This is a genomic window from Niveibacterium sp. COAC-50 (genome assembly GCF_013184235.1).
In the GTDB taxonomy this organism is placed as follows: Bacteria; Pseudomonadota; Gammaproteobacteria; order Burkholderiales; family Rhodocyclaceae; genus Niveibacterium; species Niveibacterium microcysteis.
The window spans coordinates 361380-386030 of sequence record NZ_JABCJM010000002.1; the positions used below are offsets into that span (position 1 = coordinate 361380).

The 24651-nt window shown below is 64.8% G+C and carries 25 protein-coding genes; 10 read left to right on the forward strand and 15 right to left on the reverse strand.

Going from position 1 to position 24651, the window contains the following annotated elements:
• From HH302_RS09135 to HH302_RS09155, 5 genes are read right to left on the reverse strand one after another with little or no spacing between them, the layout of a single operon-like run.
• Positions 1-504, reverse strand: coding sequence for a GNAT family N-acetyltransferase (locus HH302_RS09135; protein ID WP_172201518.1), 504 nt, complete (start codon positions 502-504; stop codon positions 1-3).
• An 18-nt stretch (positions 505-522) separates the two neighbouring features.
• Positions 523-1173, reverse strand: coding sequence for a DUF484 family protein (locus tag HH302_RS09140; protein ID WP_172201520.1), 651 nt, complete (start codon positions 1171-1173; stop codon positions 523-525).
• A 42-nt stretch (positions 1174-1215) separates the two neighbouring features.
• A complete protein-coding gene (gene dapF, locus HH302_RS09145; protein ID WP_172201522.1) occupies positions 1216-2046 on the reverse strand; it encodes a diaminopimelate epimerase in 831 nt (276 codons plus the stop codon).
• Between the two features lie 34 nt (positions 2047-2080).
• Positions 2081-2494: a CoA-binding protein gene (locus HH302_RS09150; RefSeq protein ID WP_172201524.1), complete on the reverse strand. Its 414-nt coding sequence runs from the start codon at positions 2492-2494 to the stop codon at positions 2081-2083.
• Between the two features lie 19 nt (positions 2495-2513).
• Entirely contained in the window at positions 2514-3266 is a 753-nt protein-coding gene (locus HH302_RS09155; RefSeq protein ID WP_172201526.1) for a helix-turn-helix transcriptional regulator, read from the reverse strand.
• A 130-nt stretch (positions 3267-3396) separates the two neighbouring features.
• Between HH302_RS09155 and HH302_RS09160 the strand changes: the two genes are divergently transcribed.
• Positions 3397-4479, forward strand: a complete 1083-nt coding sequence (locus tag HH302_RS09160; RefSeq protein WP_172201528.1) for a DUF2157 domain-containing protein — start codon at positions 3397-3399, stop codon at positions 4477-4479.
• Here HH302_RS09160 and HH302_RS09165 read toward each other — a convergent pair.
• The 5 genes from HH302_RS09165 to HH302_RS09185 form a co-directional block, all read right to left on the reverse strand.
• On the reverse strand, positions 4464-5867 hold the full coding sequence (locus HH302_RS09165) for an exonuclease domain-containing protein (protein ID WP_172201530.1): 1404 nt from the start codon (positions 5865-5867) through the stop codon (positions 4464-4466). The two genes, HH302_RS09160 and HH302_RS09165, sit on opposite strands and share 16 nt — an antisense overlap.
• 47 nt (positions 5868-5914) lie before the next feature.
• The gene (locus tag HH302_RS09170; RefSeq protein WP_172201532.1) at positions 5915-6103 is read right to left on the reverse strand and encodes a DUF3460 family protein; all 189 of its coding nucleotides are present in this window, start codon (positions 6101-6103) and stop codon (positions 5915-5917) included.
• A gap of 50 nt (positions 6104-6153) precedes the next feature.
• A complete protein-coding gene (locus HH302_RS09175) occupies positions 6154-8397 on the reverse strand; it encodes a bifunctional (p)ppGpp synthetase/guanosine-3',5'-bis(diphosphate) 3'-pyrophosphohydrolase (RefSeq protein ID WP_172201534.1) in 2244 nt (747 codons plus the stop codon).
• Between the two features lie 104 nt (positions 8398-8501).
• On the reverse strand, positions 8502-9119 hold the full coding sequence (gmk, locus tag HH302_RS09180; protein ID WP_172201536.1) for a guanylate kinase: 618 nt from the start codon (positions 9117-9119) through the stop codon (positions 8502-8504).
• Between the two features lie 3 nt (positions 9120-9122).
• Positions 9123-9989 carry a YicC/YloC family endoribonuclease gene (locus HH302_RS09185; RefSeq protein WP_172201538.1) on the reverse strand — a complete coding sequence of 289 codons (867 nt, stop codon included), beginning with the start codon at positions 9987-9989 and terminating at the stop codon, positions 9123-9125.
• A gap of 113 nt (positions 9990-10102) precedes the next feature.
• On the opposite strand from HH302_RS09185, the gene HH302_RS09190 reads away from it, so the two are divergent.
• The 6 genes from HH302_RS09190 to HH302_RS09215 all read left to right on the forward strand — a co-directional run bounded on the left by HH302_RS09190 (position 10103) and on the right by HH302_RS09215 (position 15290).
• A complete protein-coding gene (locus HH302_RS09190) occupies positions 10103-11062 on the forward strand; it encodes a serine/threonine-protein kinase (protein ID WP_172201540.1) in 960 nt (319 codons plus the stop codon).
• Positions 11059-11976: a PP2C family serine/threonine-protein phosphatase gene (locus tag HH302_RS09195; protein WP_172201542.1), complete on the forward strand. Its 918-nt coding sequence runs from the start codon at positions 11059-11061 to the stop codon at positions 11974-11976. The genes HH302_RS09190 and HH302_RS09195 overlap by 4 nt, the downstream gene beginning before the upstream one ends.
• Complete coding sequence (gene rph / locus HH302_RS09200) at positions 11973-12698, forward strand: ribonuclease PH (protein WP_172201544.1); 726 nt, start codon at positions 11973-11975, stop codon at positions 12696-12698. Before HH302_RS09195 ends, rph begins: the two co-directional genes overlap by 4 nt.
• Positions 12699-12818: 120 nt before the next feature.
• Positions 12819-13412 (forward strand): RdgB/HAM1 family non-canonical purine NTP pyrophosphatase, encoded by a 594-nt coding sequence (gene rdgB / locus HH302_RS09205; protein ID WP_172201546.1) that lies wholly within the window; start codon positions 12819-12821, stop codon positions 13410-13412.
• Between the two features lie 152 nt (positions 13413-13564).
• A complete protein-coding gene (gene hemW / locus HH302_RS09210) occupies positions 13565-14788 on the forward strand; it encodes a radical SAM family heme chaperone HemW (RefSeq protein WP_172201548.1) in 1224 nt (407 codons plus the stop codon).
• Positions 14789-14894: 106 nt separating this feature from the next.
• On the forward strand, positions 14895-15290 hold the full coding sequence (locus tag HH302_RS09215; RefSeq protein WP_172201550.1) for a hypothetical protein: 396 nt from the start codon (positions 14895-14897) through the stop codon (positions 15288-15290).
• Between the two features lie 21 nt (positions 15291-15311).
• Here the strand turns inward: HH302_RS09215 and HH302_RS09220 are convergent, their stop codons facing one another.
• Positions 15312-17105, reverse strand: a complete 1794-nt coding sequence (locus HH302_RS09220) for a DUF885 family protein (RefSeq protein ID WP_172201552.1) — start codon at positions 17103-17105, stop codon at positions 15312-15314.
• A gap of 75 nt (positions 17106-17180) precedes the next feature.
• On the reverse strand, positions 17181-17687 hold the full coding sequence (locus HH302_RS09225; RefSeq protein WP_172201554.1) for a TlpA disulfide reductase family protein: 507 nt from the start codon (positions 17685-17687) through the stop codon (positions 17181-17183).
• Positions 17688-17702: 15 nt separating this feature from the next.
• Here HH302_RS09225 and HH302_RS09230 point away from each other — a divergent pair, with 15 nt between their 5' ends.
• Entirely contained in the window at positions 17703-18389 is a 687-nt protein-coding gene (locus HH302_RS09230; protein WP_172201556.1) for a DUF4197 domain-containing protein, read from the forward strand.
• Between the two features lie 39 nt (positions 18390-18428).
• Here HH302_RS09230 and hslU read toward each other — a convergent pair whose 3' ends face one another.
• From hslU to HH302_RS09245, 3 genes are all read right to left on the reverse strand, one after another.
• Positions 18429-19763, reverse strand: coding sequence for an ATP-dependent protease ATPase subunit HslU (gene hslU, locus HH302_RS09235; protein ID WP_172201558.1), 1335 nt, complete (start codon positions 19761-19763; stop codon positions 18429-18431).
• A gap of 49 nt (positions 19764-19812) precedes the next feature.
• Positions 19813-20352, reverse strand: a complete 540-nt coding sequence (hslV, locus tag HH302_RS09240; protein ID WP_172201560.1) for an ATP-dependent protease subunit HslV — start codon at positions 20350-20352, stop codon at positions 19813-19815.
• A 91-nt stretch (positions 20353-20443) separates the two neighbouring features.
• Complete coding sequence (locus HH302_RS09245; RefSeq protein ID WP_172201562.1) at positions 20444-21634, reverse strand: STAS domain-containing protein; 1191 nt, start codon at positions 21632-21634, stop codon at positions 20444-20446.
• A 376-nt stretch (positions 21635-22010) separates the two neighbouring features.
• Here HH302_RS09245 and HH302_RS09250 point away from each other — a divergent pair, with 376 nt between their 5' ends.
• Both HH302_RS09250 and HH302_RS09255 read left to right on the forward strand, forming a co-directional pair.
• Positions 22011-22796 carry a DUF6502 family protein gene (locus HH302_RS09250; protein ID WP_172201564.1) on the forward strand — a complete coding sequence of 262 codons (786 nt, stop codon included), beginning with the start codon at positions 22011-22013 and terminating at the stop codon, positions 22794-22796.
• Complete coding sequence (locus HH302_RS09255; RefSeq protein ID WP_172201566.1) at positions 22793-24637, forward strand: DUF5666 domain-containing protein; 1845 nt, start codon at positions 22793-22795, stop codon at positions 24635-24637. The genes HH302_RS09250 and HH302_RS09255 overlap by 4 nt, the downstream gene beginning before the upstream one ends.
• Positions 24638-24651: the final 14 nt, after the last annotated feature.

Here is a 24651-nt window from a genome sequence, read left to right on the forward strand (position 1 = left end):
TCAGCCCAGCGCCGGCGAGAGGCGCGCCATGATCACGACATCCTCAAAGCCATCCGGCACCCGCACGGCGAAGCGCTTGAGCCCTTCCTGCACGAATCCATGCTTGCGATACAGGGCGATCGCCGCGGCGTTGTCGGCCCGCACGCTCAGCTCGATACGCAGGAAGCCGGCTTGCGCCGCGCGCGCCAGCGCAGCATTGATCAGCGCATTGCCGATACCGCGGCGGCGCCAACCTGCAACAACGCCGATCCCGAGCAGGCCGACATGGCGTTTGAGTGGGCGACCTTCCGGCGTGATGTCGCACCAGCCAACCAGGGCACCATCAGCGAGCGCGACAACGTGCGGATAGCCGTGCTCGATATTGGCATTGACGAATCGCCCGACCGCGTCGAGCGACGGCGCTTCATAGCTGGCGAGAAAACGCCCTTCGCGGGCCACGCTATCGACCGCCGCGCGAAAGGGCAGGATGTCGTCAGCGCGGATGTTCTCGATCGCGACGCTCATCGGGAGAGCAACGCTGAGCTAACCGAGATGGTTGATCAGCGAAGCGCTGACCAGATCGGCGATGCGCGCCACGTAAAGCGTGCCCATTTCCGGATAGAAGCGCTCGATATCTTCGCTGCCCAGCGCGAGCAGGCCGAACACCACGCCGTCGCGGCGCAGCGGCAGCAGCGCGACCGAGCGCACATGAGCACCGGCCTCGCCAAACCAGCCGACCACTTCCGGCTGCGTCGCCGGGCCGCAGTAGGGGTGGCGCAGATCCGCCGCGAAGAAGCGGAATTCTTCAGAGACGGGCGAGAACTCAACCGTGTCGCGCTGGATGATGCTGTTCCACACACGCAGCGCCACATGCGGCACTGCGAAGTCTTCAACGAGATGCGTGTCGATCACGCCGACCACCGCTTCAACGCTGTTCGACTCAAGCAGGCCCAGCGTCAGCCGATGCACCTTCTCGCCGATCACGTCGTTCTCTTCGCCAAAGCGCACCAGCTCGGCCATCTTCTCCTGCATCAGCTGCAGCTTCTCGCGCATCGCGAGCAACTGGCGCTCGGTCAGCGAGATCGCCTGGCCGGTATCGGGATGCGGCACGGCCAGTTCGGCCAGCAGCGCCGGCTGCTCGTTGAAGAACTCGGGATTCGCCTGCAGGTAGGCAACGACTTCCTGATCGGTCATGCGTGTAAACCTCGTTTCTGCGGTGGCTTGCCACCGCAGTCATCAATCGATTTCGATCTCGCCTTCGAACACCGTAACAGCCGGGCCGGTCATCAGCACCGGCTGGCCCGGGCCAGCCCAGGCGATGCTCAACTCACCGCCACGCGCATGCACGCGCACCGGGCTGTCAAGCAGACCACGGCGAATGCCGGACACCACCGCCGCACAGGCACCGGTACCGCAGGCGAGCGTTTCACCGGCTGCACGCTCGAACACGCGCAAACGGATGGTGTGGCGGTCGACGACCTGCATGAAACCCGCGTTCACCCGCGCCGGAAAGCGCGGGTGGTGCTCGATCAGCGGACCTTGCGTCGCGACCGGCGCGGAATCGACATCGGCCACCACCTGCACCGCGTGCGGGTTGCCCATGCTCACCGCACCGATCGTGATTGTCTCGCCCGCAACGTCCAGCGGCTGGGCCGGCGCATCGGTATCGGAAATGAACGGGATGCGCGCCGGATCGAGCACCGGGGCGCCCATGTCGACCGTCACCAACCCATCGGCACCGAGCCGCGGCGAAATCACGCCCGCGAGCGTCTCGACGCGAATCTCGTCCTTGTCGGTGAGGCCCTTGTCGCGCACATAGCGCGCGAAGCAGCGCGAGCCGTTGCCACACTGCTCCACCTCGCCGTCGAGGTTGAAGATGCGGTAGCGGAAGTCGACGCCGGGCAGGCGGCTTGGCTCGACGATCAGGATCTGGTCGCAGCCCACGCCAAAGCGGCGGTCGGCCAGGAAGCGCGCCCGCTCGGGCGTCATCTCGAAGGGCTGGCGCACCGCGTCGATCACGACAAAGTCGTTGCCCAGGCCCTGCATTTTCGTGAAGCGGAGTTTCATGTGTGCAATTGTCCCACAGGCCAGCGCGGCTCGATCATTCAGTCAGCTGCCGCCAGCGGCGATAGATGCAGTCGTCCATCACCACCGTGGCGCCCGCATCGCGTGCACGCTGAGCAGCCGCCTCGTCGACAACATGGTCCTGCATCCAGATGAAGGGAATGCCGAGCGCTACTGCCTCGTCCACCATCGGGCCGACGCGCTCCGCGTTGATGTAGAAGTCCGCCAGATCGATCTTCTCTGGCACGTCGGAGAGGCGTTTGTAGACCTTCTCGCCGAAGATCTCCGCCGCCGCCGGATGGATCGGGATCACCCGATAGCCTTGCTGCTTAAGGAAGGCGCCGATGTAGTGACTGGGCCGCTCGGGCTTGGGCGATGCGCCGACGATCGCGATCGTCTTCACCTTGCCCAGCGCCGCGCGCAACGCGCTGGTGTCCGGATTCTTGAACATCCCATGCTCCACAGATGTTTCAGCGCGCCTTGCGCTGCGGGGTGGTGCGAATGAAGGGCCGGATCGCCGCAACCTGCCACGGTCGGCACGCCAGTAGCAGGCTCACCGGCTGGCGCTCGCTCTGCGGCAGCGTGCCCTCGTCCCAATGCAGCTCCGCAAACTCACGCGCGAGCTTTTTCAGTCGTTCGGCCAGCGCATGACGCGCACCGGGCGTAAGGCGCCCGTTGAGCAGAAACATCGCCTCGCCGGCGCCAGCGAAGTCGCTCGCGAAGAAGTCCGCCACGTTGTCCTTGAAGGCTTCCATGATCGGCCCGTTCGGCGTCCACGAGAAGGTGCGGGCCACACGCAAACGTATCCGGTTGTTAGGCATCAGCTCGATGAAGCCGATGCGATCGAGCCGCGCGAGCAGGCCGATCAACTCGGCGCGCTCGAATTCGTAGAGCGCAAGCATGTCCTCGAAACCGAGCAGATTGAGTGCGGACAAGGCCGCGAGGAAGAGCTTGGGCTCGCTGACGATCTCGCGCTCCTGCGCGACGGTCAGCCGAGATACCAGCCGTGCCTCGCGATCGAAGCCGCCGGTCAGCTCGGCAAAGTCGATGCCGACCGCATCGCACACGGTATCGAGTCGCGCCAAGGTGAAGTTGCGTTGCGCAAACCAGCGCTTGACGCTGGCCTCTGACTGCCCGACGCGACGGGCCAACTCGGCGTAGGTGATACCGCGCGCCTTGAGTGCGGCTTTCAGCAGATCAACGACTTCCACAGCTTGGGTCATGGTGGCTGGCCAGTAGTGCGTATCAGGAAATGATACCGGCGGCGGCGCGTACCTCGACAGCGAATCCGCCACGCGAGCATCCGGTGCGTGCAGGCACAATGGCGCCATCGCTCCGCCCCAAAGGCCAGACATGACGCTCCGCATTCAACGCGCCGACCTCGATGCCGCCAGCCAGGCCGGTCTGTTGCCCGCCGATTCGGCCGACGCACTGTGGCAGTTCCTTGCCGCCCGCCGCGCCGGCGACCCCGACGCACCGCGTTTCGACTTTACCCATGTGCTGTACTACCTCGGTGGCCTGCTCGCGATCGGCGCGATGTCGCTGTTCATGACCCTGGGCTGGGAGCAGTTCGGCGGCTGGGGCATCTTCTTCATCGCACTGCTGTATGCAGGCGTTGCATGGAAGCTGGCAGAACGCTTCGAGCGTATGGGGCTGGCCGTGCCCAGCGGCATCATGGCTGCGCTGATCGTGGTGCTGGTGCCGCTGGCGGTGTGGGGCCTGCAGAACGCCTTCGGGCTGTGGGCCGAGGCGGAGCACATCAAGGGCTACCGCGATTACCACGTGTACATCGACTGGCGCTGGATCACGCTGGAATTCGCCACGCTGTTCGCCGGCGCGCTGATGCTCTACCGCTGGCGCACGCCCTTCCTGGTCATGCCGATCGCGGTGACGCTGTGGTACATGAGCATGGACCTCGCCGTCTTCATCCTCGCTGCGGACGACAACTACCACTGGAGCGAAGCGTCATGGACCTTCCGCAAGTGGTTCTCGCTCGCCTTCGGTCTGATCATGCTGCTGGTGGCCTTCTGGATCGAGCTACGCAGCCGTTCGCGCAAGGATTACCCCTTCTGGCTCTACCTGTTCGGCCTGATGGCCTTCTGGGGCGGGCTCAGCTCACTCGGCTCCGGCCTGTTGTCCGGCAAGCTGATCTACCTCGCGATCAACCTGCTGCTGATCGGCGTTGGCGCACTACTCGTGCGGCGGACTTTCGTCGTGTTCGGGGCGCTGGGCGTCGCGATGGTGCTGGGCGATCTGTCGCACCACTACTTCCGCGACAGCTGGCTGTTCCCGCTCGCGCTCACGGCGATCGGGCTCGGCATCGTGTTTGCCGGCGTTGCGTGGCGCAAGCATGAAGCGCGGCTGACCGAACAGCTACGTGCGCTGCTGCCTGGCGAGCTGCGCACGCTGATCGAATCGCGTCAGACCACGCGCTGAGGCAGTGCGCGCACCGCGCTGGCGTGACCCGGATGCATCAGCCAGCGCTGCAGCAGCCGCGCGATATCGAGATCGAAGCGGCGCGGCGGCGGCTCGCTGAGCAGGGTGGCGAGCGCCGCCTCGTCGCGCGCGCTGCCAAGATGGCACCACTGGTCGAACACATGCGTCGCTGCGCGGCCACTTTCCTCATGCAGCTCCGCGATCGCCACCGGGCCTGGCCACGGCCACGCGCGCGGCGCGAGTGATGCCAATGCACGCAACAGGCGCGCATCGTGGATCTCCGGCCGCTCGGCATCCACGCAGACACCGTCGCAGCGCTTCAGGCCGTACGCCTGGCAGGCGCCGCGGCCGTTCTCCAACCCCAGGCGCTGCGGACACAGGCGGTGCAGCAATGCAAGTTCGCGCAGCGTGTTGTCGGCCTCGCGCTGGCCGCGGAAGCTGCCAAACACCTCGCGCCACGCAAGCGGATCGCTGCCATGCAGTTCGATCTCTTCGAGCACCGGTGGGCGGCGCCGGTTCGGAATGAAGCTCCAGCCAAGCGAGCGGGTCGGGTATTTCTCGGGCACATGACGGCGCAGCAGGGCCAGCTCGCGCAACTGCGAATCCAGATCGCCCGCAGTGAACTCGGTTTCCACCCTCCGCACCTGGTTGCCCAGCTTCACGCTCTTGGCGTCGCCCCTGCCGGTGAACAAGCCCAGCACCTTCGAACGCAAATGGTTGGAGCGCCCGCACTGCAGCAACTGCCCGCCGGCACCGAACAGCAGATAGACGCCCGGTGCCTCGGGCAATGCTTCGAGATCGCCCTCCGGCAGCTTGGGCACGGCCGCCCCTTCGCTACCAGCACGGCGCAGGGCCAACAGCAGGCGATCATGATCGAAGCTCGCCGCGGCATCCTGCATCAGGCGCCAAACGAGGTCGGCATCGGTCATCGCACGATGGCGGTTCTCCACCGCGTAGCCGTGGCGTTCGATGATCGCGTCCAGACCGTGTCGCGCGTGCTCCGGGTACAGCGCCCGCGACAGCTTCACGGTGCACAGCACCGGCGGGTCGAATGCAATCTGGCGCGCTGCGAATGCTGCGCGAAGGAAGTTGTAGTCAAAACGCGCGTTGTGCGCGACGAACACCGCGCCGGCCAGGCGCTGCGCGATTTCGTCGGCCAGCGCACGAAAGTTCGGCGCGCCGGCGACCATCTCGTTGGTGATGCCGGTGAATTCCTGGATCCGGTACGGAATCGGCATTTCCGGGTCGACCAGGCTGGACCAGCGATCGACCACCTCACCGCCCTCCACCCGCACGATCGCGACTTCGGTGATGCGGTCCCGATGCGGATCAGCGCCGGTGGTTTCTAGGTCGACAATCGCAAGCGGACGTTCAAAGAGCGGATTCATGGGGACCGGAAAAGCGAAAAGCCTCTCGGACGAGAGGCTTCGGGAATTCAGACTTCGCTCTGATAGGGATAGGGCTTTTGCGCGACCTTGGCTTCCGCGTTGCGGCGCGAGGTTTCCAGATCCTGCGGCTTGTCCCACCACAGGGCGCGGCCTTTGCGTTGCTCTTCGGCTTCCTGCGGATGCTTTTCCATCCACTCGCGCATGAATTTGGTGTGCTCGGATTCGTACATCGCCATGGTGATTCCTCCTCAGCCCGCAATTCTAGCAGGCTGAGCCACCCGGCAGTTCAGCCCGGGCGGGCTTCCGAGGCCTTCAGCCGCGCGATGCGGACCACTTCCGGGATGCGGCGCACCGCACGCATCAGCCGCGCAAGGTGGAGGCGATCGCTCACCTGCAGCGTGAAGTAGATCTGGTGGTGCGACGCACCCTCGCCATCCATGCTCACATGCTGGATGTTCGAGTGCTCCTCGGCAATCGCGGCGGCGATCTTAGCCAGCACGCCACGGCGGTTTTCGGTGATCACACGGATCTGCACGTCGAACAGGCGCTCGGTCTCGGATTCCCACTCGACGTCGACCCAACGCTCGCGGTCAGCGCGGTTGCGCGACAGATTGGGGCAGTCGTTCAAATGCACTTCCATGCCCTGGCCCTTGCGCAGCAGGCCGACGATCGGGTCGCCGGGAATCGGCCGGCAGCAGCGTGCGAGCTGCACTGCCATGCCTTCGCTGCCGCGAATCAGGATCGCCCCGGCCGGGCGCGGCCGGATCGGCTGCCCTTCGACGCCCTCGACGCCGACCGACTCGACCACCGTCGCAAGCCGCTTCGCCACCACTGCCGGCAAACGCTTGCCGAGCCCGATATCGGTGTAGATGTCGTTCTTCTCGCGCGCACCGGCGTCGCGCAGGAAGCGGTCCCATACCAACTTGTTCAGCGCCGCCGGCGTCAGCCCGTGGGCACGCAGGGCCTGCGCCAGCAAACGCTCGCCCAGCGCGACGGACTCTTCCTGCTGGGCGGTCTTGAGGAAATGGCGGATCTGCGCGCGCGCCTTGCCCGAACGCACATACGACAGCCACGCCGGGTTCGGGCTGGCATGCGACGCGGTCACCACCTCCACCTGATCGCCGTTCTTCAGCTCGGTGCGCAGCGGCATCAAATCGCCGTTGATGCGACAGGCCACGCAACGGTTACCGATATCGGTATGTACCGCGTAGGCGAAATCGACCACCGTCGCACCGCGCGGCAGATTGAAGATCTTGCCCTTGGGGCTGAACACGAAGACCTCGCCCGGGAAGAGGTCAATCTTCACGTGTTCAAGGAATTCGGTTGAGTCGCCCGATGTGGATTGCAACTCGATCAGCGACTGCAGCCAGTTGTGCGTGCGCTGCTGGATGTCCGACAGCGGGCCTTCGGACTCCTTGTAGAGCCAATGCGAGGCCACGCCGCTGTCCGCCACCTGGTTCATCTCGCGTGTGCGGATCTGCACCTCGACCGGCGTGCCGTAAGGGCCGAACAGCGTGGTGTGCAGGGACTGGTAGCCGTTCGCCTTCGGGATCGCGATGTAGTCCTTGAACTTGCCCGGCACCGGCTTGTACAGCTCGTGCAATGCGCCGAGCGTGAGGTAGCAGGTCGGGATGTCCTTCACGACAATGCGGAAACCGTAGATGTCGAGCACCTGCGAGAAGGTCAGGTGCTTGTCGACCATCTTGCGATAGATGCCGTACACATGCTTTTCACGGCCCCACACTTCGGCATCGATCTGCCAGGTCGGCAGGCGTTCCTGGATCGCGCCGAGCAGCTTGCCAACGATCTCGCGGCGATTGCCGCGCGCCGCGCGCACCGCCTTCGACAGCACGCGATAACGCATCGGATGCAGGTAGCGGAACGACAGCTCCTGCAGCTCGCGGTAAAGATTGTTGAGCCCCAACCGGTTGGCGATCGGCGCGTAAAGTTCAAGCGTTTCACGCGCCACACGGCGCTGCTTTTCCGGCCGCACCGCATCGAGCGTGCGCATGTTGTGCAGCCGGTCCGCGAGCTTGATCAGGATCACCCGCACGTCGCGCGCCATCGCGAGGAACATCTTGCGGAAGTTCTCCGCCTGCGCCTCCTCGTGGGTACGCGCCTCGATCTTGTCGAGCTTCGACACGCCGTCGACCAGCTCGGCGGAGACCTTGCCGAAAGCATCCGCGATCGCCTGCTTGGTGATCTCGGTGTCTTCCATCACGTCGTGCAGCAGCGCCGCGATCAGCGCCTGCGCGTCAAGATGCCATTCGGTAAGGATCTCGGCGACCGCGACCGGGTGCGAGACATAGGGCTCACCACTGCTGCGGAACTGCCCGAGGTGAGCTTCGGCGGAGAATCGCGCGGCCCGCTCAAGCCGCTCACGGTCATCTTCCTTCAGATACTCCGCGACCCGTCGTCGCAGGGTCGAGAGGTCGACGCCTTCAAGCGGATCAATCTCGCCGCCGTGCGGCGCAGCGGCGGCGTTGGCAAGCGTCGTCGGGGTCGGCATCTGTGGCGCGGCGGCTTCCATGCTCACCCCCGGCACCATCGGCGTGCATGCACACGACCCGCCTCGCCCTGCGCGGCCGGTCGACTGCGATGCATGCCATCAGATTCCATGCGCTCTTCCCCGATTCAGTGTTCAGCCCGCAGGAAGGAGAACGCGTCGGCATGACGCGCCTTCTGCACGTTGAGGCGCACGCGGCAGGCGCGGACAACCGCCGCCAGATCCGCCTGAGCCTCGGCTAAGTCATTGTTGATAATACAGTAATGAAATTCGTCCACATGCTCCATCTCGCCCAGCGCGGCATCGAGACGGCGGGCGATCACTTCATCGGCATCAGAGTTACGACCACGCAGACGGCGTTCGAGTTCGTCCATCGACGGCGGCAGGATGAAGATCCCGACCGCCTGCGGGAAGGCGAGCCGAACCTGGCGTGCGCCCTGCCAATCGATTTCGAGCAGGATGTCCATGCCGGTCGCCATCTGCTGCTCGATCCAGGCGCGCGACGTGCCATAGAGATTGCCATGCACCTCGGCCGACTCGAGAAAGCCGCCAACCGCGCGCAGCGCTTCAAAGCTCGCACGATCGGTGAAGTGGTAGTGCTGGCCGTCGACTTCGCCCGGGCGCGGTGCGCGCGTGGTGTGAGAGACCGACAGGCGGATGCCGCGATCACGTTCGAGCAGGCCGCGTACCAGGGTGGTCTTGCCCGCGCCGGATGGGGCGGAAACGATATAGAGCTGTCCGGGCATGGCTTACTCGATGTTCTGAACCTGTTCGCGCATCTGCTCGATCAGCAGCTTCATTTCCAGCGCAATGCTGGACAGCGCGCCAGATACCGCCTTCGAAGCCATCGTATTGGCCTCGCGATTGAGTTCCTGCATCAGGAAGTCGAGCCGCTTGCCGGCCTGACCACCGACCTTGAGCACGCGTTCGACCTCGTCGCAATGCGTGCGCAGGCGGGAAAACTCCTCGACCACGTCGGCACGCTGCGCGAACAGGCTCACTTCCTGGCGGATGCGGTCCTCGTCCAGCGTTGCGACGGCGTCGCGCAACCGGGTGGTGAGCTTTTCCTGATACTCGGCCACCGCGGCCGGCAGGATCGGCTCAGCCTTGGCAACCAACGCACGGATCGCCTGCACCCGTTCGAGGATCATCGCGGCGAGCTTTTCACCCTCGCGAGCCCTCGATGCAACGAGATCATCCAGCGCCAGCTTCACCAACTCGCCGGCGGTCGCCAGCAGGCTCTCGAAGTCCGGCCCGGTCTCGCCCAGCATGCCCGGCCAGCGCAACAGCTCGCCGACCGACAGCGGCGCGGCGTCGGTGAAGCGGTCCCGCAGTTGCGCCTGCGCGGCGCTCAGCTGATCGACCAGGGTCTGGTTGAGCGACAACTCGGCCGGCAGCGCCGCGTTGGCCTGCCAGTAGAGCCGGCACTCGACCTTACCGCGCGACAGCCGCGCCGTGATCGCCTCGCGCAGGGCGGGTTCGGCCAGGCGCAGCTCTTCGGCCATGCGAAAGCCCAGATCAAGGAAGCGCGAATTGACGCTTTTGAGCTCAAGATTGAGGCGCGCGCGACCGCTTTCACGGGCGCAGACCGCATAACCGGTCATGGAATGAATCATCGGAAGCTTCCGCTGTGGCGGCCGTGAAATGACAAATTCACGCGGCCGAATTGCAGGGGTGGGACAAAAAGCTGAAAATCAAGGCCCTTTCGCCGAATGATACGTGCGCCCCGATGCCCGCTCAAGCAAACTGCCCGTTGCCATCCGGCTTTCAGCTGGAGCAGTACCGCATCGAGCAGCAGCTCAGCCTCGGTGGTTTTTCGATCGTTTATCTGGCGACCGACCCGGACGACATGCCGGTGGTCATCAAGGAATACCTGCCGAACTCGCTGGCGCTGCGCAAGGACGGCGAGATCGAGCCGCGCGTACCGGACGAGCACCAGGCCGCCTTCCGCTACGGCATGAAGTGCTTTTTCGAGGAAGGCCGCGCGCTGGCGAGCCTGAACCACCCCAATCTCGTCCGCGTGTTGAACTTCTTCCGGGCCAACAGCACCGTCTACATGGTGATGGCCTTCGAGCGCGGCCGCACGCTGCAGGACTTCATCAACAAGAACAAGGGCGACATCCGCGAGAAGTTCATCCGCGGCGTGTTCACCCGGCTGCTCAACGGCCTGCGCGAAGTGCACGCGAACAAGCTGCTGCACCTCGATATCAAGCCGTCGAACATCTACCTGCGCAACGACGGCACGCCGGTGCTGCTCGATTTCGGCGCGGCACGGCAAACGCTGTTCAATGACGCGCCGATGCTCAAGCCGATGTACACGCCCGGCTACTGCGCACCGGAACAGTTCCGCGACCGCGAACACCTCGGGCCGTGGAGCGATATCTACTCGGTCGGCGCCAGCATGTACGCCTGCCTTTCCGGTGCGCCGCCGCAGCGCTCGGACGAACGCATCAAGAAAGACCAGCTTGAACCGGCGCGCAAGCGTTGGTCGCAGCAGTACTCCGCCCAACTCCTGGACACGATCGACTGGTGTCTCAAACTCGATCCGCTGGAGCGCCCGCAAAGCGTGTATGCGCTGCAAAAGGCGCTCGCACGACGGGTTCGTCAGCCGCATCCTGGTGATGTGGTGGCCGCAACCTGGATCGGCACTCTCGGCACCCGACTTCGGTCTTTTATCTCGCGCTCATGAAATTCACCATCTATCAGGAAAGCCGGCCCGGCAAGCGCCGCTCCAACCAGGACCGCATTGCCTACTGCTACTCGCGCGATGCGCTGCTGATGGTCGTCGCCGACGGCATGGGCGGCCATCTGCATGGCGAGATCGCCGCGCAGATCGCCGTGCAGTACATCACCGAGAGCTTCCAGCGCGAGGCGCGCGGGCAGTTGCAGGACGAGATGCTCTTCCTCTCGCGCGCACTGACCAACGCCCATCACGCGATCCTCGACTACGCCTTCGACAAGAACCTACCCGATCCGCCGCGCACGACCATCGTCGCCTGCGTGGTGCAGAACAGCCTCGCGCACTGGGCGCACGCGGGTGACTCGCGGCTCTACCTGCTGCGCGACGGCCGCGTCGCCTTCCACACGCGCGACCACTCGCGCGTGCAGGTGATGGTCGAGCAAGGCCTGATCAAGGAAGGCGAGCAGGCCACGCACCCGTTCCGCAACCGCATCTTCAGTTGCCTGGGTGGCACGCACTCGCCACAGATCGAGTTCTCGCGCCGAACGCCGCTGTACGCTGGCGACACGCTGCTGCTGTGCTCCGACGGCGTGTGGGGCCCGGTCGGCGCGGAAGAGGCGATTGCCGAGGTCGATACCCGCAACATCCTCGAATCATTGCCGAAGCTGATGAACCGCGCCGAAGTGCTGGCCGGCCCGACGGCCGACAATCTGTCGATCGTCGGCATGACCTGGCACGACGATTTCGCCGAATCGCCGCCGACGACGATCTCGACAATGACGATGCCGATGGACAGCTTCACCACCAAGATGGAAGGCTTTGCCGCCGGCCAGGCCGCCCCCGCCAACAGCGAACTGAGCGACGACGACATCGAGCGCGCGATCGCAGAAATCAACTCCGCGATCAGGAAGTACACCAAATGACCAGCACCCGTCCGAGTGGCCGTTCGGCCAACGCCCTGCGCGAAGTGCGCATCACCCGCGGCTTCACGCGCCACGCCGAAGGCTCGGTACTGGTCGAATTCGGCGACACGCGGGTGCTGTGCACCGCCAGCGTCGAGGAATCCGTACCGCCCTTCCTGCGCGGCAAGGGTGAAGGCTGGGTTACGGCGGAATACGGCATGCTGCCGCGCTCCACGCATACACGCAGCGCCCGCGAAGCAGCCAAGGGCAAGCAAAGTGGCCGCACGCAGGAGATCCAGCGCCTGATCGGTCGCAGCCTGCGCGCGGTAGTCGACCTCAAGGCACTCGGCGAACGCCAGATCACGCTGGATTGCGATGTGCTGCAAGCCGATGGCGGCACCCGCACTGCCGCCATCACCGGTGCCTGCGTGGCGCTGCATGAGGCGCTGGACAAGCTCGTCGCCGCTGGCAAGCTGCCCGCCAACCCGATGCGCGAGCGCGTAGCGGCGGTGTCGGTCGGCATCGTCGATGGCCAGCCTGTGCTGGATCTCGACTACGCGGAAGACTCGAACTGCGACACCGACATGAATGTCGTGATGACCGCATCGGGTGGCATTGTCGAAGTGCAGGGTACCGCCGAGGGCGCCCCCTTCTCGCGCGCCGAGCTCGACACGCTGCTGGCGCTCGCGGAACGCGGCATCGGCGAGCTGGTCGAAGCACAAGGGCGCGCGCTGGCCGCCTGATCCCGCTGTCCCGGTCCGTGCCAGGGCGGCGCCCCTGGCTCTGCGCCGCGCCCCAGGCACGGTGCCCGAACGGGCAACCGCGCCAGCATCCCAATCAATGCTTTTCGTGAGCCTTCCACGATGAAACAACTTGTCCTCGCCTCGAACAACGCCGGCAAGCTGCGGGAGTTTTCCGCGCTGCTCGCGCCGCTCGGTATCGAAGTGCTGCCGCAATCGCACTTCAACGTGCCGGAGGCCGAGGAGCCGCATTGCACCTTCGTCGAGAACGCGCTCGAGAAGGCCCGCCACGCAGCGCGCCACACCGGCTTGCCGGCGCTGGCGGACGATTCCGGGTTGTGTGTGTCGGCCCTCGGCGGCGCGCCCGGCGTGCAGTCTGCGCGCTTTGCCGGCGAGCCCAAGTCGGACGCACGCAACAACGCGCTGCTGCTCGAGAGACTTGCTGGCGTTGCCGATCGCCGTGCGCACTATGTGTGCGTGCTGGTACTGGTGCACAGCGCGGATGACCCGCAACCGCTGATCGCAGACGGTGAATGGCATGGCGAGATCATCGACACGCCTCGCGGTGAGCGTGGCTTCGGCTACGACCCGCTGTTCCTGCTGCCGGATCTTGGGCAGACCGCCGCGGAACTCGATCCGGCGCTGAAGAACACGCTCTCGCACCGCGGCGCGGCCTGTCGTCACCTGCTCGATCGCCTCAAGCGCAGCGCCGACTAAGGAAGGTCTGAATAGGTGAGCGAGACGGATGCAAGGCAAGGTGCGGCGCGCGCAGCGATCAAGAGATATCAAGTGGATAGGCGCGGGAGCAAGCGCGCCGCAACGCCGCGATGCGCCGTCGCAGTCATTGATTCAGTCCTTCCGTGAGCGGCATGTCGCAACGCCGGATTATCCCGCTCGTCGTCCGTCCGCCAGCGATCACCCGCGCGCAGCTGGCCGCACCGCCACCGCTGTCGCTGTATGTGCATTTCCCCTGGTGCGTGCAGAAGTGCCCCTACTGTGACTTCAACTCGCATGCGGTGCGCGACGGCATACCCGAACAGGCTTACCTCGACGCGCTGATCGCCGACCTTGAGGCCTCGCTGCCGCAGGTATGGGGTCGCCGGGTGCAGTCCATCTTCATCGGCGGCGGCACGCCGAGCCTGATTTCCGCCGCAGGGCTCGAACGCCTGCTGGGCGACATTCGCATGCGCCTGCCGCTTGCAGGCGATTGCGAAATCACGCTTGAAGCCAACCCGGGCACCGTCGAGGCCAGCCATTTCGCGGACTTCCGCAGTGCCGGCGTAACCCGGCTCTCGCTCGGCATCCAGAGCTTCGATGACGCCTTCCTCGCGCGCATCGGCCGTATCCACGGCGGCACCGAAGCGCGCCGGGCGGCTGAGCTGGCCGCCAAGCATTTCGACACCTTCAATCTCGATCTGATGTATGCGCTGCCCGGGCAGTCGCTCGCGCAGGCGCTCGCCGACGTCGACACCGCCCTGGGTTTCAAGCCGCCGCACCTCTCCTGCTATCACCTGACGATGGAGCCGAACACTGCCTTCGGCGCCAACCCGCCGGCCGACCTGCCAGACGACGATACCGGCGCCGACATGCAAGAGGCGATCGAGGCCCGGCTTGCACAGGCCGGCTACCAGCACTACGAAACGTCCGCCTTCGCGCAGCCGGGTCACCGCTGCCGCCACAATCTGAATTACTGGGGTTTTGGCGACTATCTGGGCATCGGCGCTGGCGCGCACGGAAAGCTGTCGTCACACACGGGCATCGTGCGCGAGATGCGGCACAAGCATCCAAACGCCTATCTCGACGGTGTCGCGAAGGGCTCGGCAGTGCAGGAGCGGCGAGAAGTCGGCACCGAAGACCTGCCGTTCGAATTCATGATGAATGCACTGCGCCTGACCGATGGCGTACCAGCAGCGCTGTTTGCGGAGCGAACCGGCCTGCCGCTGGCGGCCATCGAGGCCACGCTGGTGCAGGCACGCCGCGACGGCCTGCTGGAACCGGACGGCGAACGCCTGCGCCCGAGCGCCAAGGGCCAGCGCTTCCTGAACAGCTTGCTCGAACGCTTTCTGCCGGAGATCAACACTTCGGCGGAATGATTGCGGCCCGTGCAGCTTGCCACCGACAGCTGTCACGCAAGCTCGTTAGCATCGCGTCTTTGCCCTCTGGCCAGATCGGCAACCGAGCCGGTCGGCGCCCCATAACGTGCGCATCTTCCTGATTCTGTTCACACTGTCCGCAATCGCGATCGTGGGGCTCTTTTCGCTGGTTCATGGCGACCCGCGCCCGCAACTAGAAGCGACCTACTGGCGCGCCAAGCCCGATGTATCGCGCTTGCCCGATCCGCGCGACGTAATCCCGATCGAACCGGCTCAGCCCGAGGGCGCCGGCATCCACAAGTGTGTCAAGCGCGGCAAGATCAGCTACACGGACCAACCCTGCCCGGCCGACCACGACCAGCGCGCGCTCGATCCGGAGCGCAGCAAGATCGTGACGCTTCCGGCACAGAAGCCAGCGGCGCCCGCTGGCGCACCGGCCGCCCGCCCGGCCCCAGGCGGGATCGACATCGCCGACGACGGCAGCATCCGCCGAACCCACTGACGGCCACTTCGCGGCGACCGATCAGATTGCCGCCTGGCTGTCGATCCAGCGCCGGATCTTTGTTTCAAGTACCGGCAGCGGCAGTGCGCCGTCGACCAGCACCTCGCGATGGAAGGCACGCAGATCGAAGCGCGCACCAAGGCGTTGCTCGGCCTCGTGGCGCAGTGCGAGGATACGCAGCTGGCCCAGCTTGTAGCCCAGCGCCTGCCCCGGGTCGGCCATGTAGCGTTCGACTTCGATCACTGCGTCGCCATCCGACATCAACTGGTTCTGCTGCATGTAGGCGATCGCACGCTCGCGTGACCACCCCATCGCATGCAGCCCGGTATCCACCACCAGGCGTGAGGCGCGCAGCATTTCGTCGTTGAGTTTGCCGAACCACTGGTAGGGGTCGGAAAACAAGCCCAGCGAATGCCCCAGCGTCTCGGCATAGACCGCCCAGCCCTCGACGTAGGCGTTGTCGTTGGCGAAGCGGCGGAAGCGCGGCAGACCACCCAACTCCTGCGCAATCGACATCTGGAAGTGGTGCCCGGGCGCAGCCTCATGCAGCGACAGCGTCTCCATGCCCCAAACCGGAATCGCGCGTAGGTCGTGCGTATTCACATAGAAGATGCCAGCGCGGCTGCCATCCTCCGACGGCATTTGATAGAACGCACCGGGTGACGCATTGGCGCGGAAGGCTTCGACGGCGCGCACCTCATAGTCGGCATTCGGGCGCTGCGAGAAGAGCTCTGGCAGATGCGGATCGACACGCCGCTTGATCTCCCGAAAACCTTCCAACAGCGCTTCGGGCGTGCTGTGATAGCTGCGCGGATCGCTCGCAAGGTGGCGGAAGAAGGCCGCCAAATCGCCCTTGAAACCGACCTTGATGCGCACCCGCTCCATCTCGCCACGAATACGCGCAACCTCGCTGAGCCCGATCGCATGGATCTTCTCAGCCGGCAAACTCAAACCGGTATTGGCAAGAATCCGCTCGCGATACCACGCCTGCCCATCGGGCAGCGCAGACCATCCGTCCGTCGTACGGCAAGCAGGCACGTATTCGCGGGCATAGAACGTTGCCAGCTTGCGGTAGGCGGGTAGCAACTGCTCGCCGATCAAGGCCTCGTAGGCCGCCTCCAGCCGCGCGCGTTCCGCCGCGGGAAGGTCGGCCGGCAAGCGCGCGATCGCGCCGCGGAAAACGCTTTGCTGAGGATCGGACACCGCAAGCGCGTCGAGCTGAGGTTGCACCTTCAGCGCAGCACGGCGTGGCAGCGTGACGCCGCGCGCGATGCCTTCGCGCATATTGGCGATCGCACTGTCGACCCAGGCAGGAAACTCCGCGGCGCGCGCCAGCCATGCCTCATGCTGCGCCACCGTCGCCAGGGGCTGCTGCCCGGCCCCCGAGCCCAGCACAGCAAGATCCACCGCAATGCTGTTGAGCTGCGTGATCGGCATCAGGTGCTCGGGGAACCGAAGCGCGGCGATCGTCTTTTCGCGTTCGTCGATGAATACGTCGAGCGTCAGTTGATCCGCCGTTGAGAGCCGGTCGCGCGGCAGGGCGCGCGCAGCGGCCAGCGAACGCTGCTGCAGCGCCGCGAAACGGGCACGCTCGGCCAGGCTGGCCGGATTGCCAAGCCGGTCGTCGTAGCGCGAATCGCCGATCGCGGTGGCCAGCAAAGGCGCGAGCTCGAGCGTTTGCTCAAAATGGGATTCGACCAGGGCATGCAGGGTGGCTGCGGGGTCACTCTGCTGCAGGGCCGTCAGGGGCGCAGGTTCCACGCCGTGGGCGGGGCTCAAGGCAAGCAACAGAGCAAGCCCGAGTCCACCCGCCATGCGGGTTATCGTCAATTCAGTTGGCATGGGGGTCGAGAATACCCCAGTGCGCATGCGCGACGATTCGTAGATGCGTCAGGCTGGGTCGGTAAGCAGACGTTCGATGCGCGCGTGCAACGCGTCCCAGCCGGGTTCGCCGAGATACTGCACGACGATTCGCCCCTTGCGATCGATCAGGTAGCTGGTCGGGGTGAGGCGCACGTCGCCAAAGGCCTTTGCCGCGTCGCCATTCCGGTCGATCGCTACTGTTACCGGCAGACCAGTGCGTCGGGTGTAGTCCTTGACCCAGTCCGGGTTGTCGTACTGCATCGCTACCGCAACCATTTCATAGCCGCGCGGTGCGTACTTGCGCCAGGTATCGACCATGCGCGGCATTTCCTTCACGCAGGTGGTGCACGTGGTTGCCCAGAAGTTCACCAGCACCACCTTGCCCTTCAAGTCAGCCATGCGCAGCGGCTGGCCATCGAGGCGTGTCACGGCCACGTCGGGCACCGGGCGCTCGCGACCGAACGCAAACCAGCCGCCGAGCGCGAGCAGGGCAAACAAGGCGACGATGCTAAGCTGCTTGGAGATTCGATTCATTGTTTGGAGTTCGCGATGCTGGCCAGACGCACGATTGTCACTGCATTGACCGCCCTTGTCACCGCAGGTTCAGCCCTCGCCGGCGGGCTCGACATGTTCAGCGACAAGGATGCCAGCGCAGGCCTGCGTCAGGCGCTCACACAGGGCGCCGCGGCGGCTGTGGGCCAGCTTGGCCGCAAGGATGGCTTCTACGGCAATCCGAAGTTGCAGATTCCATTGCCGGAAGGCCTGCGTCGCGCCGAGAGCGTGATGCGTCTGGCGGGCAAGGGCGGCGAAGTGGATGCGCTGCACGCCGCGATCAACCACGCGGCGGAAGATGCCGTGTCGCAGGCGCTACCTTTGTTGACAAGCGCGGTGAAACAAATGACCGTATCCGATGCGAAGGCGATCATCACCGGTGGTGACGACTCCGTGACCCGCTACTTCCGTAGCAAGACGGCCGAACCACTGACTGCGCGCTTCACGCCCACGGTGAAGCAGGCAACGGCGAAGATCGGCCTCGCCCAGCAGTACAACGCGCTGGCCGGCACGGCTGCCGGCTTTGGCCTCGTCAAGGCCGAGGATGCCGATATCGACCGCTACGTGACGCGCAAGGCGCTCGACGGGCTGTACACCGCGATCGGCGAAGAGGAGCGGGCGATCCGCCAGAACCCCGCCAGCGCGGCCGGTGCGCTGGCGAAGAAGATATTCGGCGCACTCTGAACGCGCGCCGGGCGGCGGCCCGCCCGGCAGCGCCACCGCTCAGAGCACGTAGCGGGAGAGGTCCTCGTTGCCAGCCAGGGTTTCGAGCCGGCCATCGACATAGCTGGCATCGATCCGCAAACTTTCGGTGCCAGGCTTGCCCGCGTCAAAACTGATCTCTTCGAGCAGTTTCTCCATCACGGTGTAGAGCCGGCGGGCGCCGATGTTCTCGGTCTTCTCATTCACCTGGAAGGCGATTTCGGCGAGCCGACGGATACCATCCTCGGCGAAGTCCAGCGCAACCCCCTCGGTCGCCAGTAGCGCTTGGTACTGGCGCGTCAGGCAGGCGTCAGTGGCCGTCAGGATGCGAACGAAATCTTCAACGGAGAGCGAGTCCAGCTCAACGCGGATCGGGAAACGCCCCTGAAGTTCGGGGATCAGGTCCGACGGTTTGGCCAGATGGAACGCGCCGCTTGCGATGAAGAGGATGTGATCGGTCTTGATCATGCCGTACTTGGTCGTGACGGTCGTGCCTTCGACAAGCGGCAACAGGTCACGCTGAACGCCCTGGCGCGAAACGTCGGCCCCGCCGACTTCCGAGCGCGATGCGATCTTGTCGATCTCGTCAAGGAACACGATGCCGTTCTGCTCAACGTTCTTCACCGCGTCGAGCTTCACTTCCTCGTCGTTCACCATGCGCGCGGCTTCCTCGTCCGCGAGCAGCTTCAGCGCTTCGCGGATCTTCAGCTTGCGCAGCTTCTTTTGCTGGTTACCCAGGTTCTGGAACATGCCCTGCAGTTGCTGCGTCAGCTCTTCCATGCCGGGCGGCGCGAAGATCTCGGCGGTAGCGCCTTGCACGCTCGCTTCGATCTCGATTTCCTTGTCGTCCAGTTCGCCTTCGCGCAGCTTCTTACGGAATTTCTGGCGGGTCGCACTGTCCTCCGGCGTCGCCACCTCGGTCGCGAAACCGACCGGGCGCGCGGGTGGCAACAGCACATCCAGCACGCGGTCTTCCGCCGCGTCCTCAGCGCGCGCGCGCACCCGGCGCATAGCCACTTCGCGCGCATCCTTGACGGCAATCTCCACCAAGTCACGGATGATCGTATCGACATCACGGCCGACGTAGCCGACCTCGGTGAACTTGGTTGCCTCGACTTTCACGAAGGGCGCGTTCGACAGCCGCGCCAGACGGCGCGCGATTTCGGTCTTGCCGACGCCGGTCGGGCCGATCATCAGGATGTTCTTCGGCGTGATTTCCTGGCGCAGGGACTCATCCACCTGTGCGCGGCGCCAACGGTTGCGCAAGGCAATCGCGACCGAGCGCTTGGCGCGGTGCTGGCCAACGATGTGTTTGTCGAGTTCGGAGACGATCTCCGGCGGGGTCATCTGGGTCATGCTTAGCCCTTCAGAAGTCGGCGACGAGAAAGCGCACAGCGGCGCCGCCTCACCACTCCAGGGTTTCGATCGTATGGTGCTGGTTGGTGTAGATGCAGAGGTCGCCGGCAATCTTGAGCGACTTTGCGACCACCTCGTCAGCCGGCAGTTCGGTGTTCTCGAACAGTGCGCGCGCAGCGGACTCAGCGTACGCGCCACCCGAACCGATCGCTCCGAGGCCCTGTTCAGGCTCCAGCACGTCGCCGTTGCCGGTGATCACCAGCGTGTGTTCCTTGTCGGCGACAAGCAGCATGGCCTCGAGTCGGCGCAGCATGCGGTCGGTCCGCCAATCCTTGGCGAGCTCAACTGCGCTGCGCATCAGGTGGCCCTGGTGTTTTTCCAGTTTCGCTTCGAAGCGTTCGAAGAGGGTAAAGGCATCGGCCGTGCCGCCTGCGAAACCCGCAAGGACCTTGCCGTGGAAAAGGCGGCGCACTTTGCGTGCCGTGCCTTTGATGACGATATTGCCGAGGGTGACCTGCCCGTCGCCGCCCAGTGCAACCTGGTTTGCGCGACGTACCGACAGGATCGTGGTGCCGTGATATTGCTCCATGGCTCTTCCGGTAGCAGCCGGAGACCCCGGCCCGTTTTACCAGTGTGGGGGCGGCGGAGCGAAACGCAAGGACCGAAAAAGGCCCTGCCAATCAGATGCGGCGCAACTCCATCGTTGCCACCTGATGCACGCCCATCACGCGCAGCAGCGCGGCAACCATGGCGTTGAGCCCGCGGAAGACGCACAGCTTGCCTTGGGCTTGGAACTGAACCAGCACATTGAACAGGTTACCGGCGGTAACAAAGTCCATGCGCTTGAGCCGACTCGCATCAACCTCGACCGTCGTGCGGTCTGCGCCATATCTCGCGAGCTTGCGAATCGCGTCGGCCTGGGCCGAGGTCAGTTCGCCTTCCATGACGAAGCTGGCGGATTCCTCCTCGATCGGCACCAACTCGAGGCTGGGGATGCTCGCAGTCGGGGACTCCTTGGCCTTGGCAACAGCATCTGCAGGCGGCGCTTCGTAAGAGGGCGGCGACTCCTCAAAGGTGATCGCGTAGTCGAGGGCAACTTCCTCAAAGCGGTCTGCTTCGGCAAGGGCCTGCAGGAGCTCAAGCACCATCAGCCAGATCGCCTGGCCCTCGCGACGCCCCTGCACCGCGTGACCTTCAATCATCGGCAGCATGTTGCGCGCGTTCAACAGCGTGACGCTGACACGTGCGCGGCGCAAATTCTGCAGACCATGCACCAGCACTTCACAGCCCGCTTCGTCCGCCCCGCGCAGTTTGCCCAGGTCGATTCGCAGCTTGCCGGCCTTGGTCGCGATCTTTGAAATCTGCTCGAATTGCGGACCGACCGCGGCACCCAGCGTACCGGTCAGGCTGACCGAGGGCGTGGCGTCGCGCGAACTGGGCTTGGGCGCTTTGGCGGCATCATCCGCATCGCTCCAGATCGGCGGCGAGCGGCCGAACTGTTCGGCGTAAGCCACACCGCGCTGATCGAATGCTTCGCGCCGGCCAGTTAGGCGGTACAGATCGAACAGCATGTTCCAGAGCGTCTCGTTGCCGCTGCCGCCTTCATCCAGCGCGGCTTCAAGCACCATTGCGGCGGCTTCGTCATTCGCGTTGGCAAACAGAATGGCGGCCTCTTCAACGGCCGGGTGGTCGGCGTCAGACAACTCGTCGACATGGATCTTCCCCGCGGCGAGCGCAAGTGCGCGCGCATCGCCCTGAGTGAAGTCGAGGGTCGAGGTACTTGGATCGCCTTTACCGCTGCGTGCGCCGGACTTGTTACCGGACGCAGGCTCCTGCGGTTGTGGCCCTTTGCGGAAGAACGGAATCGCCAAGATAGTCTGCTCTGAGATGACGAGGGTGCCCCACCTGAAACCCTCGCACGGCCGCATAGGATAGGCAGCAAATGCCCGCCCTGCAAATGAGGTTACCCTACAAATTACGACTGACGCCGAGCTTTCATGAGTTGCAGTAGCTGCCAACGCCGTGACCGAAGTCACCATTCTGGTCGATTTGCCCCGCCGGCCTGGCGCGCGTTAGCGTTCTAACTCCTGTTACAAGTTTGGCGGCAGATAGCACTTGAAGTTCCACGAATATGGGAAATAATTCCATTTATGGAACGCCTCCCACGGATTCCTTGCTGACGAGATCATGGACGCTCCCACCGGACACCCGACCCGCGCCGACATCCTGCTGGATGAAACCGAACGCATGCTGCTGCCGCTCGCGCGGCTGCTGATTGCCAACGGAATTGGTTATCCGCAGCTCGCTGCGCGGCTCAAGCACGTTTTTCTTGCGGCTGCGCGGTTCGAGCTCGCCTCGGAAGGGGGCCGCCAGACCGACTCGGCGTTGAGCTTGCTCTCGGGCGTGCACCGGAAGGATATCCGCGCCGCGAAGATGGCAGCCGAGAATGGCGAGCCCGCCATGGGCGCGCCGCTGTCCCGCGCGGCCGAAGTCTTCACCCGCTGGATGCACGACCCCGACCTGCGCGCACCGGATGGGTCGCCCAGGGCGCTGCCGCGAACCGGCCCGGCGCCGTCGTTCGAGACGCTCGTTGCCTCGGTGTCCACCGACTTTCACGCACGCAGCATGCTCGATGAACTGTTGCGCCTGGGCGTTGTTCGGATCGAGGGGGAGTCGGTCGTGCCGAGCCGCGACGGCTTCGTACCGCGTGAGGGCTTCCGCGAACTCGCCTATTACTTTGGCGAAAACCTGCGCGACCACATGGCTGCAGCGGCAACGAACCTGTGTGCTGCAGATCGGGGCGAGAAGCCGGTCTTTCTTGAACAAAGTGTTTTTGCCGACGGGCTGACGGAAGCTTCGGCGGCCGCGCTCGGCGACGTTGCGCGCGGACTCTGGCGCACCGCTTTTGACAGCATGGTGGGTGAAGCCGCCCGTCATTGCGAACAGGACAACACGGCGGTCGCCGACCGCCGGATGCGTTTCGGCATCTATTACTACGCCGAACCGACAACACCCCAGGAGGACAAATCGTGAAACTCGGTATCAAGGGATGGATTGCCACGCTGGCGACGGGCCTCGTGCTCGCCGCTTGCGGTGGTGGCGGCGGCGGGGACTCGGGTGTCGGCTCGGGCGGCACGGGGGTTGCGCCCAATGGTTTCAGTAGCGGCACCGTAACGGGCTTCGGCAGCGTCATCATCGACGGTGTGCGCTTCGACGATAGCAGCGCGAGCATCGAAGTCGAACGCAACCCGGCGAGTCCGACCGCGGGTACCAGCAGCGACATCAAGCTCGGCATGAAGGTTGAGACCGAGCTGAACCCGGACGACACGATCAAACACCTGACCGTTGCGCCGGAAGTGATCGGCCGCATTACCAGCCTCAGTGGCACTGGTTTCGTTGTTGCCGGCCAAACGGTGGTGATTTCGACCGACCCGGCAACGCCGACGGTCTTTGAAGGTGCGACCGGCCTTGCTGACCTGGCGATCGGCGACATCGTCGAAGTGCACGGCGCGCGCGACGCCAGCGGCGCAATCGTCGCCACACGTGTCGAGCGCAAAGACCCGACCAGCGCCACGCTGGTACGCGTGGTCGGCATCGTGACCGCGCTGGACAGTACCGCCAAGACCTTCAAGATCGGCACGCTGACCGTCGACTACGGTACTGCGACCGTGCTGCCGGCAACCGCTACGCTGACCGAAGGCCAGCGCGTCGCGGTGTGGAGCAACGTCGCGGTGAGCGATGCGGGTGTGTTGACCGCCAAGGCAGTGCGAATCAAGAACCCGAGCATCGCGGATGGCGCAAAGGTTCGACTCGGCGGGCTGGTGGCCGACCTCGACACCACGAACGTGACCTTCAAGCTTGCTGGCGTGAGTGTGGATGCCAAGACCGCCACGTTTGAGAAGGGCACTGTCGCGGATCTGGCCAACGGCCGTGCCGTGCGGGTTGAAGGCACATGGACCGCGGGCAAGGTTGTTGCGAGCAAGGTCAAGTTCGTTCGCGACGAGGGCGATGCCGAAGTAAGCCTCACCGGCGCGATCACCGATTTCGTATCGGTATCGAGCTTCAAGGTGCGCGGCGTACCGGTTGACGCCTCCACCGCAACGCTGTCGGGCGGCACGGTCGACAACCTCGCCAACGGCGTGCTCGTGAAGATCGAAGGGGCCTACGATGCCGGCGTCGTCAAGGCGACCTCGCTGACTTTCTCCACCACGCCGGACGGTGGCAAGCGCACCTTCCCCGGCAAGGTCAATAGCTACAACGCTACAACCGGCAACTTCCGGCTTTCGGGCTTCGACATGATCTTCCATGTCACCGACACCACGGCGTACACCAACGCCAACGGTAGCGCCGCCAGCGTTGATGACCTCGCCAACGGCAAGCGCATCCTCGTGCGCGGCAGCTTCAGCGCCGGCGTGCTGGTGGTCAGCGAAGTGAAGTTCGTGCCGGATGCCGGCATGGGTGTGCGGCTTGAGGGCCTGCTCTACGCACTCGACGCCACTGCGAAGAGCTTCGAACTCAACGCCGTCGTCGTGACCTGGAACGACGCCACGGTGTTCGAGAACGGCAGCGCGAGCGACCTCGCGAATGGCGTCAAGGTCGAGGTCACCGGTACGGTCAGCGCTGGCAAGGTGATCGCGACCAAGATCGAGATCAAGCGCAGCGACCTGCCGACGATTGCCGAGGTGCGTGGCGTGATCACCGACTTTGTCTCGCCGACCGACTTCAAGGTCGCCGGCCAGAAGGTCACGACAACCGATACCACGGTCTTCAAGGACGGCCTCGTCGGCGCACTGGCGAACGGCCGCATCGTGGAAGTCCATGGCACGCTCAATGCGGGCCTGCTGACCGCCACGATGGTCCAGTTCGAAGACTGATGCGGTGCCGGGCA

Bases quoted from the DNA above. Each gene is read 5' to 3' on its own strand.
- rdgB (WP_172201546.1), top strand. From the start codon at position 12,819: ATGAAACAACTTGTCCTCGCCTCGAACAACGCCGGCAAGCTGCGGGAG.
- HH302_RS09220 (WP_172201552.1), bottom strand. From the start codon at position 17,105: ATGGCGGGTGGACTCGGGCTTGCTCTGTTGCTTGCCTTGAGCCCCGCC.
- HH302_RS09140 (WP_172201520.1), bottom strand. From the start codon at position 1,173: ATGACCGATCAGGAAGTCGTTGCCTACCTGCAGGCGAATCCCGAGTTC.
- hslU (WP_172201558.1), bottom strand. From the start codon at position 19,763: ATGACCCAGATGACCCCGCCGGAGATCGTCTCCGAACTCGACAAACAC.
- HH302_RS09185 (WP_172201538.1), bottom strand. From the start codon at position 9,989: ATGATTCATTCCATGACCGGTTATGCGGTCTGCGCCCGTGAAAGCGGT.
- HH302_RS09195 (WP_172201542.1), top strand. From the start codon at position 11,059: ATGAAATTCACCATCTATCAGGAAAGCCGGCCCGGCAAGCGCCGCTCC.
- HH302_RS09175 (WP_172201534.1), bottom strand. From the start codon at position 8,397: ATGGAAGCCGCCGCGCCACAGATGCCGACCCCGACGACGCTTGCCAAC.
- HH302_RS09250 (WP_172201564.1), top strand. From the start codon at position 22,011: ATGCTGCTGCCGCTCGCGCGGCTGCTGATTGCCAACGGAATTGGTTAT.
- HH302_RS09135 (WP_172201518.1), bottom strand. From the start codon at position 504: ATGAGCGTCGCGATCGAGAACATCCGCGCTGACGACATCCTGCCCTTT.
- rph (WP_172201544.1), top strand. From the start codon at position 11,973: ATGACCAGCACCCGTCCGAGTGGCCGTTCGGCCAACGCCCTGCGCGAA.
- HH302_RS09230 (WP_172201556.1), top strand. From the start codon at position 17,703: ATGCTGGCCAGACGCACGATTGTCACTGCATTGACCGCCCTTGTCACC.
- HH302_RS09165 (WP_172201530.1), bottom strand. From the start codon at position 5,867: ATGAATCCGCTCTTTGAACGTCCGCTTGCGATTGTCGACCTAGAAACC.
- HH302_RS09160 (WP_172201528.1), top strand. From the start codon at position 3,397: ATGACGCTCCGCATTCAACGCGCCGACCTCGATGCCGCCAGCCAGGCC.
- HH302_RS09170 (WP_172201532.1), bottom strand. From the start codon at position 6,103: ATGGCGATGTACGAATCCGAGCACACCAAATTCATGCGCGAGTGGATG.
- HH302_RS09150 (WP_172201524.1), bottom strand. From the start codon at position 2,494: ATGTTCAAGAATCCGGACACCAGCGCGTTGCGCGCGGCGCTGGGCAAG.
- HH302_RS09155 (WP_172201526.1), bottom strand. From the start codon at position 3,266: ATGACCCAAGCTGTGGAAGTCGTTGATCTGCTGAAAGCCGCACTCAAG.
- hslV (WP_172201560.1), bottom strand. From the start codon at position 20,352: ATGGAGCAATATCACGGCACCACGATCCTGTCGGTACGTCGCGCAAAC.
- HH302_RS09190 (WP_172201540.1), top strand. From the start codon at position 10,103: ATGCCCGCTCAAGCAAACTGCCCGTTGCCATCCGGCTTTCAGCTGGAG.
- dapF (WP_172201522.1), bottom strand. From the start codon at position 2,046: ATGAAACTCCGCTTCACGAAAATGCAGGGCCTGGGCAACGACTTTGTC.
- hemW (WP_172201548.1), top strand. From the start codon at position 13,565: ATGTCGCAACGCCGGATTATCCCGCTCGTCGTCCGTCCGCCAGCGATC.
- gmk (WP_172201536.1), bottom strand. From the start codon at position 9,119: ATGCCCGGACAGCTCTATATCGTTTCCGCCCCATCCGGCGCGGGCAAG.
- HH302_RS09225 (WP_172201554.1), bottom strand. From the start codon at position 17,687: ATGAATCGAATCTCCAAGCAGCTTAGCATCGTCGCCTTGTTTGCCCTG.